11 protein-coding genes are annotated in these 12560 nt (G+C 74.6%); 2 read left to right on the forward strand and 9 right to left on the reverse strand.

Going from position 1 to position 12560, the window contains the following annotated elements:
• Positions 1 to 15 precede the first annotated feature (15 nt).
• Positions 16 to 579 (reverse strand): hypothetical protein, encoded by a 564-nt coding sequence (locus ACYSMR_RS04270; RefSeq protein ID WP_461747468.1) that lies wholly within the window; start codon positions 577 to 579, stop codon positions 16 to 18.
• A gap of 276 nt (positions 580 to 855) precedes the next feature.
• Between ACYSMR_RS04270 and ACYSMR_RS04275 the strand changes: the two genes are divergently transcribed.
• Entirely contained in the window at positions 856 to 1578 is a 723-nt protein-coding gene (locus ACYSMR_RS04275; protein ID WP_461747469.1) for a LysM peptidoglycan-binding domain-containing protein, read from the forward strand.
• A gap of 49 nt (positions 1579 to 1627) precedes the next feature.
• A complete protein-coding gene (locus ACYSMR_RS04280) occupies positions 1628 to 2137 on the forward strand; it encodes an Rv3235 family protein (protein WP_461747470.1) in 510 nt (169 codons plus the stop codon).
• 16 nt (positions 2138 to 2153) lie between these two features.
• On the opposite strand, the gene secA is transcribed toward ACYSMR_RS04280, so the two are convergent.
• From secA to ACYSMR_RS04320, 8 genes are all read right to left on the reverse strand, one after another.
• Complete coding sequence (gene secA / locus ACYSMR_RS04285) at positions 2154 to 4856, reverse strand: preprotein translocase subunit SecA (protein WP_461747471.1); 2703 nt, start codon at positions 4854 to 4856, stop codon at positions 2154 to 2156.
• A gap of 191 nt (positions 4857 to 5047) precedes the next feature.
• Complete coding sequence (hpf, locus tag ACYSMR_RS04290; RefSeq protein ID WP_251332047.1) at positions 5048 to 5734, reverse strand: ribosome hibernation-promoting factor, HPF/YfiA family; 687 nt, start codon at positions 5732 to 5734, stop codon at positions 5048 to 5050.
• A gap of 103 nt (positions 5735 to 5837) precedes the next feature.
• Entirely contained in the window at positions 5838 to 6629 is a 792-nt protein-coding gene (locus tag ACYSMR_RS04295) for a ComF family protein (RefSeq protein ID WP_461747472.1), read from the reverse strand.
• A gap of 83 nt (positions 6630 to 6712) precedes the next feature.
• The gene (locus tag ACYSMR_RS04300; RefSeq protein WP_461747473.1) at positions 6713 to 8413 is read right to left on the reverse strand and encodes an LpqB family beta-propeller domain-containing protein; all 1701 of its coding nucleotides are present in this window, start codon (positions 8411 to 8413) and stop codon (positions 6713 to 6715) included.
• A complete protein-coding gene (gene mtrB, locus ACYSMR_RS04305; RefSeq protein ID WP_461747474.1) occupies positions 8410 to 10233 on the reverse strand; it encodes an MtrAB system histidine kinase MtrB in 1824 nt (607 codons plus the stop codon). Before mtrB ends, ACYSMR_RS04300 begins: the two co-directional genes overlap by 4 nt.
• A complete protein-coding gene (gene mtrA / locus ACYSMR_RS04310) occupies positions 10230 to 10913 on the reverse strand; it encodes an MtrAB system response regulator MtrA (RefSeq protein WP_251332051.1) in 684 nt (227 codons plus the stop codon). Before mtrA ends, mtrB begins: the two co-directional genes overlap by 4 nt.
• Positions 10914 to 11087: 174 nt before the next feature.
• Positions 11088 to 12146: a uroporphyrinogen decarboxylase/cobalamine-independent methonine synthase family protein gene (locus ACYSMR_RS04315; protein WP_461747475.1), complete on the reverse strand. Its 1059-nt coding sequence runs from the start codon at positions 12144 to 12146 to the stop codon at positions 11088 to 11090.
• A complete protein-coding gene (locus ACYSMR_RS04320) occupies positions 12143 to 12544 on the reverse strand; it encodes a chorismate mutase (RefSeq protein WP_251332053.1) in 402 nt (133 codons plus the stop codon). The genes ACYSMR_RS04315 and ACYSMR_RS04320 overlap by 4 nt, the downstream gene beginning before the upstream one ends.
• Positions 12545 to 12560: the final 16 nt, after the last annotated feature.

A 12560-nucleotide genomic window follows, 5' to 3' on the forward strand; every position in this document is an offset into this window, starting at 1 on the left:
GGTCCGCGGGACCCGTCAGCCCCCGGCGAGGGACGACACGCAGACGACCGGCCGGAAGGGCACCGCGCGCACGGCGCGCACGCTCCCCCGCCGGCGGAAGTCGTCACCGGGGTGCAGCGCCAGGTCGAAGAAGTCCTCACCCACCCCGTCGATCGTGCCCTCCAGCACACCCGCCGGGCCACCCCCGGCGAGACGGACCCGCACGCCGGCCCGGGCGCGGGCCAGCGTCCGCAGGGCGTGACCGAGGCCGAGCCGCAGGGCCACCGCGCCGCCGCCGGGCGCCCAGCCGCGCCCGGGCAGCTCCCACCACACGACGGGGTCCAGCGGCACGAGGTGCTCCGTCCCCCGCTCCTCGAGGGCGACCCAGTCCGAGCCCAGCGCCCGCACCCGGCCCTCGACGTGCCCGCCGCCCGCCAGGAGCGCCCGCACCGGCGCGCCGTGCGCCGCCCGCAGCCGGTCGGCCACGCCCACCCGGGAGTACTCGGCCCGGGCCTGCTCGGCGGCCTCCGACTCCAGGGCCTGCTGGCCTGCCGCGGCGAGCTGCGCCTCCATGTCGGCGAACAGGTCGTCCCAGCGCACGGCGGTCCCCCTTCACGACGCCCCGGCCACCGGCCGCGGAGGGCCTCACGCTAGGCCGCACCTCCACGGCCGTCAAGCGGTTCCGAGTACACCGCTGCGCGCACAGCCCTTTACAGGACGCGGCTTCCGGTGCTACCAATCTCTAACGAAGCCAAATGACATCAAACGACATCAAACAATGCTCAAGTAGATCGACGTCTGATGACAGCTCGTTCGGGGGATGAGATGACCGGCAGCCCGGGTGGCGCACACCGTGGAACGGCACCGCCGTGGAGCGTGCTGGCCGTGCCGCTGCTCGGGCTGGGCCTGGCGGCGTGCGGTGCCGTCCTGCTCTCCCGGGGCGCCGGGCCGGGCCTCGCGCACGACGCCGGGACGGCGCTGGGCCTGGGCGCCGCGGCCGCCGGCTGCCTCCTGGTGCTGGCCTGGGCCGTGGCGGCGCTGCTCGCGGTGCTCGCCGTGCTCGCCCACCGCCACCGCTGGGAGCGGCTCGGCCGCCTGTGCCGGCGTCTCTCGCCCGCGCTGCTGCGGCGCGCGGCGGCCGCCGTCCTCGGCGTCCAGCTGCTCACGGCCCCCGCGGCCGCAGCCGACTCGGCGCCGTCCCCGTTCTGGGGCGGGACCGGCGGCGACGCCGTCGCCGGCTCCGCGGCACCCGCGGGCTCCCGAGGACCCGAGGCCCCCACGGCTCAGGAGCCTTCCGCGCACCCCGCCCTACCGGGCACGCCCGCACCCGGGGACCTCCCTTCGGACGGCCCCGCGCCGGCCGGCGGCGGACGGCCCGTGCCCCCGTCGCAGCGCACCGTCGACGGGGCCGTGACCGTCGTGCGCGGGGACACCCTGTGGTCCCTGGCGGCGGCGCACCTGGGCCCGGACGCCACCGCTGCGCAGATCGCCCGGGCGTGGCCCGCCTGGTTCGAGCTCAACCGGGACGTCCTGCGGGACGGACCCGACCGGCTGCTGCCCGGCCAGCGTCTCCTCGTGCCCGCATCCGAGCGGCCCTGACCGTGCCTGACCTTCCCGACCCGACGCTTCCCGACCACAGGAGACCGCCATGAACGCTCCCACCGGTTCAGATCCCGCAGCCCGGCCGGCCGCCCGCACGGTGGTCCGTGGCAGGCCCGCCCGACCGGCGATCCCCGCACCGCCCACGGCTCCCGGGGGCTACACCTGGGGAGCCACGCGCGTGGTCGGCCACGACACCGAGGACGAGCTCGCCCGGGTCACGGCCTTGGCCCGCTCGATCGGGCAGGCCGCCGTGGAGGTGCTGGGCGGCAGCCGGCCGGCGGCGCAGCTGGCCCGGTGGACCACCCCGGAGATCGTGCAGCGCTTCCAGCAGCGCGCCGACATGCTGCGCCTGCTCCAGGAGCAGTTCGAGGGCAAGGCGCAGCTGCAGGAGCTGCACCGGAACCCGCACGTCCGGCGGTGCCGGGTGTGCCGCGTGCAGCAGGGCGTCTACGAGGTCGCCCTGGTCCTCGTCGAGCCGTGGCGCAGCCGGGCCGTGGCCCTGCGCGTCGAGCGCCTGGGCCGCGGCTGGTCCGTGACCGAGCTCGAGGTCGGCTGAGCCGGACCCGCCGGGCTCAGCCCTCCCTGCCGGCCCGGGCGCCGGCACGCCGCCCGGCGCGGTTGGGGACGGCGTCCGCGGTGTCCGGCTCGGCCCGGTCCGCACCGGTCCGCACCGGTTCCACCCGGGTCTGCGTCTCGCCGGTCTCGCCCGGCGCCGTGTACTGCAGGAAGCTCGGCTGGCGCGGGATCTGCAGGTCGACGGGCCCGCCGTCCGCACCGACCCGCTGGCGGCGGATTTCCATCCGGAACAGGGTGGTGACCGTCTCCTCGCGGATGGCCTCCATCATCGCCTGGAACATCGCGTAGCCCTCGCGCTGGTACTCCACGAGCGGGTCGCGCTGGGCCATGGCGCGCAGGCCGATTCCCTCCTTGAGGTAGTCCATCTCGTAGAGGTGCTCGGGCCAGCGGCGCCCGATCACGGACAGCAGCACCCGGCGCTCGAGGTTGCGCATGGCCTCGGCCCCGACCTCCTCCTCCCGCTGGGAGTAGACCACCCGGGCGTCCGAGAGGACCTGCTCGCGCAGGAACTCGGCCGTCAGCCGGGTGCGGCCGCCGGCCTCCTCGACGACCTCGTCCACGGTGAGGGTGATGGGGTAGACCGTGCGCAGGGACTCCCAGAGGCCCTCGAGGTCCCAGTCCTCGGGGTGGCCGACCGCGGTGCGGTCCTGCACCGTCGAGGTGACGACCTCGTCGACGAACTGGGCGATCTGCTCCCGGAGGTCGTCGCCCTCCAGGACGCGGCGGCGGTCCCGGTAGACGGCCTCGCGCTGGCGGTTGAGGACGTCGTCGTACTTCAGGACGTTCTTGCGCTGCTCCGCGTTGCGTCCCTCCACCTGGCTCTGCGCCGAGGCGATGGCCCGCGAGACGATCTTGTGCTCGAGGGCCGTGTCGTCCGGCGCGCCCGCCATGAGCCGCTGCGCGGCCCCGGCGTTGAACAGGCGCATCAGGTCGTCCGCGAGGGACAGGTAGAACCGGGACTCACCGGGGTCCCCCTGGCGGCCGGAGCGCCCGCGCAGCTGGTTGTCGATGCGGCGGGACTCGTGGCGCTCGGTGCCCAGCACGTAGAGCCCGCCGAGCGCGACGACCTCCTCGTGCTCGGCCTTCGTCTCCGCCTCGCACGCGGCGAGCACCTCGGGCCAGACCCGCTCGTACTCCTCCGCGTCCCGCTGCGGGTGCAGGCCCCGCTCGCGCATCCGCTCCACGGCGATGAACTCGGCGTTGCCGCCGAGCATGATGTCGGTGCCGCGCCCGGCCATGTTGGTGGCGACCGTGACGGCCCCCCGGCGGCCGGCCTGGGCGACGATGGCCGCCTCCCGGGCGTGGTTCTTGGCGTTGAGCACCTCGTGGCGCACGCCGCGCTGGGCGAGGAGCTTGGAGAGGTACTCGCTCTTCTCGACCGAGACGGTGCCGACGAGCACGGGCTGGCCCTTGGCGTGGCGGTCCTCGATGTCCTTGACGACCGCCGCGAACTTCGCGACCTCGTTCTTGTAGACCAGGTCGGGGCGGTCGACGCGGGCCAGCGGGCGGTGGGTCTCGATCGACACGACCCCCAGCCCGTAGGTGTTCATGAACTCCGCGGCCTCGGTCTCGGCGGTGCCGGTCATGCCCGAGAGCTTCTCGTAGAGACGGAAGTAGTTCTGCAGCGTGACCGTGGCGAGGGTCTGGTTCTCCGCCTTGATCTCCACGCCCTCCTTGGCCTCGATGGCCTGGTGCATGCCCTCGTTGTAGCGGCGGCCGGAGAGGATGCGCCCGGTGTGCTCGTCGACGATCATCACCTCGCCCTTGAGGACGACGTAGTCCTTGTTGGCGCGGAAGAGCTCCTTGGCCTTGATCGCGTTGTTGAGGAAGCCGATGAGGGGGGTGTTCTGGGACTCGTAGAGGTTCTCGATCCCCAGCCAATCCTCGACCTTCTCGATCCCGGACTCGAGCACCCCCACGGTGCGCTTCTTCTCGTCGACCTCGTAGTCGGTGCCCGGGGCGAGCCGCTGCACGAGGCGGGAGAACTCGGTGTACCAGCGGTTGGCCTCGCCCGAGGCCGGGCCGGAGATGATGAGCGGCGTCCGGGCCTCGTCGATGAGGATGGAGTCGACCTCGTCGACGACCGCGAAGTTGTGCCCGCGCTGGACGAGCTCCTCCGGGCTCCAGGCCATGTTGTCGCGCAGGTAGTCGAAGCCGAACTCGTTGTTCGTGCCGTAGGTGATGTCCGCGGCGTACTGCTTCCGGCGGGTCGCGGGGTCCTGGTTGGCGAGGACCACGCCGGTCTCCATGCCGAGGAAGCGGTAGACGCGGCCCATGAGGTTGGCCTGGTACTCGGCCAGGTAGTCGTTGACGGTGACGACGTGGACGCCCTTGCCCGAGAGCGCGTTGAGGTAGGCGGGGGCCGTGGCCACCAGCGTCTTGCCCTCACCGGTCTTCATCTCCGCGATGTTGCCCAGGTGCAGCGCCGCCCCGCCCATGAGCTGGACGTCGTAGTGGCGCTGGCCCAGGGTGCGGGAGGCGGCCTCGCGCACGACGGCGAACGCCTCGGGCAGCAGCCGGTCCAGGGACTCCCCGTCGGCGACCCGGGCCCGGAACGCGTCGGTCTCGGCGCGCAGCTCGGCGTCGCTGAGGTCCCGGAAGCTGTCCTCGAGGCTGTTGATGGCGGTCGTGTAGGACCGCAGCCTGGTCAGGACCTTCTTGTCTCCGGTCCTGAGGACTTTCTCCAGGAATGACGCCACGTGCACACGCTCCTCGGTGTTCGACTGCCGGGTTGGGACCGATCGGGGGATCCGGCACCGTGGCCAGTCTACGGGAGCCGGTGCCGGAACTCGGGCGCAGACGAGCCCGGTGGCCGAAGCCACCGGGCTCTTCCGGGGCGGAGCCCAGCCGGCACCCAGCCGGAGGACCCCGCGCGGGGAACGGGGCCGGATCAGCCGGCGGGCTCGGTCTGGTAGGCCCGCGCGCTCTCCTCCGACTCCTCGCCGTCGCTGCTCAGGCTGATCACCCCGTAGCTCCAGCCCTTGCGCCGGTAGACGGCGGACGGCTCGCCGGTCTCCTTGTCGACGAAGAGGTAGAAGTCGTGGCCGACGAGCTCCATGTGGTCCACGGCCTCGTCGACGCTCAGCTCGGCCGCGGGGAAGCGCTTGCGCCGGATCTCGACGGGGGTGACGGAGTCGGAGAGGCTGACGCTCTGGTCGAAGGCCTCCTCCTCCGCGGTGGCGAGCTCCTCGGGGGTGGAGTAGAGGGGTCCGGAACTGGGCACCACGGGCAGGGCGCCGGTGGCCTCGTGAACGGCCGTGGGACGGTGGGCGCCGCGGTGGACCTTGCGCCTGTCGCGGGCACGTCGCAGGCGTTCGAGCAGCTTCCCGTACGCCTCGTCGAAGGCCGCGAACTTGTCGTCGTTGCGGGACTCCGCGCGCAGGACCGGTCCCCGGCCCACGACCGTGATCTCGACGCCCAGGCCCTGGTGGCCGAGCATCCCGCAGTCCTTGGTGACCTTGACATCGATGCGCTGGACCTTGTCGCCCAGCTCCTCGAACTTGACGACCTTCTCGGCGACGTACTGCTTGAACCGCTCGGGTACTGCGGCGTTGCGTCCCATGACGTTCAGTTCCATGATGCCCTCCAGCTCTTGGGGGTGACGTGGACGGACGGGGCCGCCCACACGGGAGGATGTGTTGCGTCCCGTGGCTCAACGTTAGTTGAATCACAGGGGATATTCACCCGGGCCGCCACAGGTCGGGGGACGAATCAGCGGTGGGCGCAACGGCCGGGGGACGCACGGCCGCGAGCACCACGGCCCCCGCGACGACGGCCCCGCCCGCCCGCAGGGCCCGGCACGCCTCGGCCAGCGTGGCGCCCGTGGTGAGCACGTCGTCGACGACGACGCACCGCTGCCCGGGCCGGACGGCGGCGCGCATCGAGCCCACCGGGCGGGCGCGCCGCCCCGCCGTCCCCAGCCGTTTCTGCGCCGCCGGGCGGAGCTCCCCGCCGCGGTGCCGCAGGGCGCGGGCGGGCGCGGTGCCGACGGGGAGGACTCCGCGGCGCGCGCAGTCGTCGAGCAGCACGTGCACCGGGTCGAACCAGCGGCGGCGCAGCGCGGCGGGCGTGCTGGGCACGGGCACGAGCAGCACGGGCCCGGGGGCGCCGGGGTCGAGGGCCCACGTGGGCGCCGCACGGTGCAGGGCGGTGGCCAGGCAGGCCCCCAGGAGGGGCGCCAGGTCGGTGCGGCCGCCGTTCTTGAAGGCGAGCAGGCAGCCCGCGAGCTCGTGCGCATAGCGGCCCGCGGCGGTCACCGGCAGCGGCGGGTCCAGCAGGGGCGCCGCGGAGGACGCCTCGAAGGGGCGGGCGCAGGAGCGGCGCAGCAGCAGCCGGCACGGCCGGCACAGGGAGGTCCCGGGGGCCCGGCACACGGCGCACTCCACGGGCAGCAGGACCTCGAGGGCCTCGCCGAGGCGGCCGAGGGCACGGGCGGCCGCCCGGTCGAGGGCGGGGGGCGGGACGGCAGGCACCGTCCCATCGTGCGCCGGGGCACCGCGGCCCGGTGCGCGGGCCGGTGGATCCGCACGGCGGCGGCTGTGGAGGACCGCCCCGGTCAGCCCGCGAAGGCGGTGTCGCGCACGTCGGCGCCCTGGGGCGCCCACGCGTTGCCCGTGAGCATGTGCAGGGTCCCCCCGGCCATGGCGTAGACCGCGGACGTGCCGTTGCCGCCGCTGATCCCGGTGATCCCCGCGAGCCCCGGCAGCTCCCGGTACTGGCCCGAGACGTCGTAGACCCGCGGGCGCACGGAGCCGGGCTCGTCCAGGGGAGCGGCCACGAACTCCTGGTCGCTCAGCCACACGGCGGCGTCCGCGTCGACGTCCGCCGCCACCCGGTAGGGATCGTTGAGCCGCAGCGGGGTCCCGTCGGCGTCCCGGACGATGCCCGCGAGCCAAAGCTGGGAGACGCCGTCCTGCTGGGTGACCACGAGCGCGCGGGCACCGCCGCGGGAGATCCGCAGGGACGTGACCGTCCGGGCGGCGAGCCACGGCGCCTCGACGCGCACCGGGTCGGCCCCGCGGCTGCGCGCCCGCACGGCCCGGACCGTGCCGGCGGAGTCGCCCGTCCACACCCAGCCGTGCTCGTCGAAGCTGGGCCGGGTCAGCCCCGTCCCGCTGTAGCGGACCACGAGGTCCTCGTCGCGGGCGAGGGTGACCAGGGCGCCGGTGCCCGTGTCCACGAAGGCGAAGTCGTCGGCGGCCGTGTCCATGGCCGGGCTGGCCGGACGGTAGCCGTCCAGCGACGGGAGCCCGTCCACGGGGTCGGCCTGACCGCCCTGGTAGAACACGAGCTCCCCCTCGCGCAGCCCGATCTGCCGGGAGGGCACCGCGATCTCCTGCTCGGGTGCCGGGTCGGTCCAGCCGGCCCCCAGCTCCACCGGCGCGCCGTCGACCCGCAGCTCCACGTCCTGCACCGAGGTCAGGTTCCCGAGGCTCAGTGCGAGCTGGTCGTGCATCCGGCGGTTGATCTCGATGTTCGCCGGGTCGAAGTCCGGCACGCTCAGCTCCACGGTGGCCGTCCCGTCCTGCACCGGCACCGCCGAGCGGGCCAGGGTGGTCCCGACGGGGAACGACGTCGTCACGGCTCCGCGCAGATAGGGCGCCGGGCCGTCGAGCAGGGCCCGCACGATCGAGGTGGACACGGGCACCCGCTCCGGGAACCACCGGGGGTCCACCACCTCGTCGGAGAGGTCCTGGTCGGTGAAGTAGAGGTCGTGCGGCTCGAAGATCTCCTCGAAGTCGGCCGGGGTGAGCACCGTGGCGTCGGGGGCCTCGGCGATCCGCCACTGCCCGTCGACCTGGGTGAGCCCGAAGTCGAGGACCTCGGTGGCACCGGCGGGCTTGCGCTCGATCACGCCCGTCCCGTTCACCACGCTGTCCACCTCAAGGTTGAGCCGGTACTCGTGGTCCTCGAGGCGGGGCACGAGGGCGGGGTCCCCGCGGAGCACGATCGTGCGCGCGTCGGGGTGCCAGGTGCCGGCGAGCTCCGGGGTGAGGTACTCCCGCGCCACCGAGTAGTCGTCGCCGACCCCGGTGCCGGCCGCGAGGAAGCCCTGCACGACCTGCTCGGGCGAGGCGTCCTCCGCGGGTCCCGCGGGGTCGGCATCGTAGGTGGGCTGCGCCGTGGCCGGCGTGGGCTCCGCGTGCCGGTGCACCGGACCGGAGCGCGGGATGGCCCCGCAGCCGCCGAGGGCCGCGGTCAGCGCGAGCGCCAGCACGGCGGTGGCCGCCGCGGCGCTCCGGGGTCCCCGGCTCACGGCTGCACCTCCTGCGCGTCGGCCGGCGCGTCGGTGCCGGCGGTGTCCTCGGCGCCGGCCGGGTCCTCGGCGCCGGCCGGGTCCTCGGCGCCGGCCGGGTGCGGCCCGGCCGGGCCGTCGGAGTTCGGGGCGGGCGTGAGGAGCAGCGTCCCCGTGGCGGTGACCTCCGCCCGTTCCGGGTGCGCGCGGGCGTCGGGCGGCAGCGGGAGCGGGCTCGGGTCCTCCGGGTCCAGGCGCCGGCCGCGCGTGCGGGGCAGGGTCAGCCGGAAGCACGCGCCCTCGCCGGGGGCGCCCCACACGTCGAGGAGCCCGCCGTGCAGGCGCGTGTCCTCGGTGGCGATGGCCAGGCCGAGCCCGGTCCCGCCGGTCGTGCGCGCGCGGGCGGGGTCGGCGCGCCAGAACCGGTTGAACACCTTCGCGGCCTCCTCCTCGGTCATCCCGATGCCGTGGTCGCGCACGGCCACGGCCACGGCGGTCTCCGACTCCGCGACGACGATCTCGATGGGCCGGCCCTCCCCGTGCTCGAGGGCGTTGACCACGAGGTTGCGCAGGATCCGCTCGATCCGGCGCTGATCGCCCTGCACGGTGCACCGGCCGAGCTCCGAGCGCACCTGCACCACCGAGCCCGAGGAGACGATCAGGGGGGCGGCGGCCTCCAGGACGTCCTGGACCACCGAGAACAGCTCCACGTTGGCGACCTCGAGGCGCGCGGCCCCCGCGTCGAAGCGGGAGATCTCGAGGAGGTCCGCGAGCAGGGAGTCGAACCGGTCCACCTGGTGGTAGAGCAGCTCGGCGGAGCGCCGGTTGACGGGGTCGAAGTCCTCACGGGCGTTGAACAGCACCTCCGCGGCCATCCGCACCGTGGTCAGCGGGGTGCGCAGCTCGTGCGAGACGTCGGAGACGAAGGTCTGCTGCATCGAGGAGAGCTGCTCGAGCTGGGTGATCTGCTCCTGGAGGCTGTCGGCCATCCGGTTGAAGGACCGGGCGAGCCGGGCCACCTCGTGGGAGCCGCTGACCGGCATCCGCACCCCGAGGTCGCCCTCGGCCAGCTGCTCCGCCACGCGAGCGGTGCTCGACACCGGGCGCACGACCTCCCGGGTCACGTACCAGACGATCGCCCCGACGAGCAGGAGCAGGACGATCACCGACAGCAGCAGCACCGCGTGCATGGCGTCGAGGGTGCGCTGCGGGTCGGAGAAGTCGTAGACGAGGTAGAGCCCGTACGGGGAGTTCTGGTAGAGGTCGACGACCGTGCCGACGACGATGACCGGGACCTCGTCGCCGTTCTCGGCCATCCGCACCGACGCGGGCTGCCAGTACACGCCGTCCTGGTCGGCGAGCCGCTCCTGCAGCTCGGGCGGCACGGTGCTCGAGGTCATCCACGGGCTCTGGCTCTGTGCCGGGATGAGGGTCTGCCCGCTGGTGTAGTCCAGGGGCACGAGGATCCAGCGCCGCTCCGTCTCCGACCCGTCGGTCGACAGGGCGCCGAGGGTCGAGTCGACCATCGCCTGGAGCTCGTCGCGGTCGGAGGCGTCGGAGGCGTCGAAGCTCGCCTGCACCTCCTCGAAGTCGGCGGTCGCCCCGGCGAGCACCTGGCCGAGCCGGTCGGTGAAGAGGCGGTCGGCGATCTGGTGCGAGAGGAAGCTGCCGGTCACGAAGAACGCGAGCGCCGTGAGCGACAGGGACACGGCGATGGCGCGGAACTGCAGGGACTGCCGCCAGCGGCGCGCCAGCAGCAGCCGGCCCAGGCGGAACCGCCGCGTCAGAGGGCGGGCCGGACCGCGGTGACGACGGGCCGCGGCGGCGTCCGGCGCGGTCATCGGGCGGACGAGCCCGCCTTGTAGCCGACCCCGCGCACCGTGACGACGATCTCCGGGTTCTCCGGGTCCCGCTCGACCTTGGAGCGCAGCCGCTGCACGTGCACGTTGACGAGGCGGGTGTCCGCGGCGTGCTGGTAGCCCCAGACGTCGCGCAGCAGCATCTCGCGGGAGAACACCTGGTGCGGGGCGCGGGCGAGGGCGGTGAGCAGGTCAAACTCGAGGGGCGTCAGGTTGATCTCCTGGTCGCCGCGGCGCACGCTGTGGCCGGTGACGTCGATGGTGACGTCGCCGATCCGCAGCTCGGCCGAGCTGGCCCGCTCCACCGGCCGCAGCCGGGCCCTGACCCGGGCCACGAGCTCGGCGGGCTTGAACGGCTTGGGGACGTAGTCGTCGGCGCCGGCCTCGAGGCCGCGGACCACGTCCACGGTGTCGGACTTGGCCGTGAGCATGACCACGGGCACGTCGGAGACGGCGCGGATCTCGCGGCACACCTGGATGCCGTCCTTGCCCGGGAGCATGAGGTCGAGCAGCAGCAGGTCGGGGCGCACCGCGCGGAAGGTGTCCACGGCGGTGGCACCGTCGTAGCAGAACACGGGCTCGAAGCCCTCGGCGGTCAGGACGATGCCGATCATCTCCGACAGGGCCGCGTCGTCGTCGACGACCAGTATTCGCGCGTTCATCGCCTCTCCGCTGGTGTGGGGCGGGGCCGCCCGTGGTGTGGGGCGGGGCCGCCGCCGCGGCCCCGGGAGGTCCGGGGCACCGTGGTGGACCGGGGGGTCCACCAGCATTGTCGCCGATGACGGCCGGGCCGCGCACATCGGCGCGCAGTGTGTCGGTCCCGGCGCAGCGGCGGCTCAGTCCTCGGCCGCGGTCCTGGCCAGGAGCTCGGCGGTCTCCGTCACGCGGGCGAGCACCGCGCGCAGCGGCGCGGGGCCCAGCTCGTCGAGCTCGCCGCGCGGGGTGATCCGCACGAGGTCGAGGGCGTCCGCAGGCAGGCCGAGGTCGCGCCAGACGGCCCAGACGTCCTGCGCGAGCACCCGGGCGCGGACCGGGCCCGGGGACACGGGGACAACGCCGAGCCACAGCTGGAGCCCCTCCTCCACGAGCGCGGCCAGGGGCTCCCAGTCGTGGGCGGAGCCGGCCGGGGCCTCGAGCTGGACCGCGTCCGCGCCCGCCTCGGCGGCGAGCCGGGGGTCGACGCCCGGCGCCAGGCGCAGCGCCACGTGCCGGGCACCGGCCGCGCGGCACGCCTCCACGACGGCGCGCAGCGAGGACCGGGCCTCGGCCGGCGGGACGGCCCGCAGCGTGCGGTAGCCGCTCATGGTGGGCAGGGAGCCCGCGAGCACCCGGTCGAGCAGGGTCTCGTCGAGCTGGACGACGACGTCCCGCCCAGGTGCCGCGGCGCGCACGGCGCGCACGTGCTCGCCGACGCCGGCGGCCAGGGACGCCGAGATGTCGCGCCGGGCGCCGTGGTCCTTCAGGGCCCGCTCCCCCGCGTGCAGGTACAGCTGCGCGGTGAGGCTCAGCGGGCCGAGCAGCTGGGTCTTCACGGGAGCGGCGTCGGTGCCGGACTCCGCCCCGATCACGTCGGCGAGCACGTTGACGTCGCTGGCCAGCAGGGCCCGCGCCGCCCGGGAGTCCTTGCCCGGGACCCCGGACACGCGCAGCCCGTGGGGCTGGCGGTCGGCGTGCAGCTCCTCCAGCACCGCGGCGGTGCGGGCCACGGGCTCGGCGGCCGGCCCGCGGGCCGGGAGCACCGGGAGGAAGGACAGGTGCGGCGCGCCCAGCTCGCCGCGCAGCAGCGTGACGGACTCGACGACGTCCGTGCCGGGCATCGACCCGAGGGCGGTGCCGGTGACGTGGGGGACGTCGGGGTCGGCGCGCCGGGGGTCCGGGGAGTCACCGCGCGTCACGACGCGTCGTCGTCCCGGCGCCGGTGGCCCTCGGAGATGGCCACGTGGTGGCGGATGACCTCGCTGATGATGAAGTTCAGGAACTTCTCCGCGAACTCGGGGTCGAGCTGGGCGGTCGCGGCGAGCGCGCGCAGGCGGGTGATCTGGGCGGTCTCCCGGTCCGGGTCGCCGGCGGGCAGGCCGTGGGCGGCCTTGAGGACCCCGACGCGCTGGGTGGCCTTGAACCGCTCGGCGAGCAGGTGCACCAGGGCGGCGTCGATGTTGTCGATGGTGCCGCGGATCGACTGCAGCTCGGCCAGCACCCGGGGGTCGGCCTCGCCGTGCAGCGAGGACGCCGCGGGGTCGAAGTCGTGGTGGGCCCGGACGTCGGCGGGGGCGTTCTCGTGCAGTGCGCTCATGCGCGCCAGTCTATCG

It is taken from the genome of Kocuria sp. U4B (genome assembly GCF_054875615.1).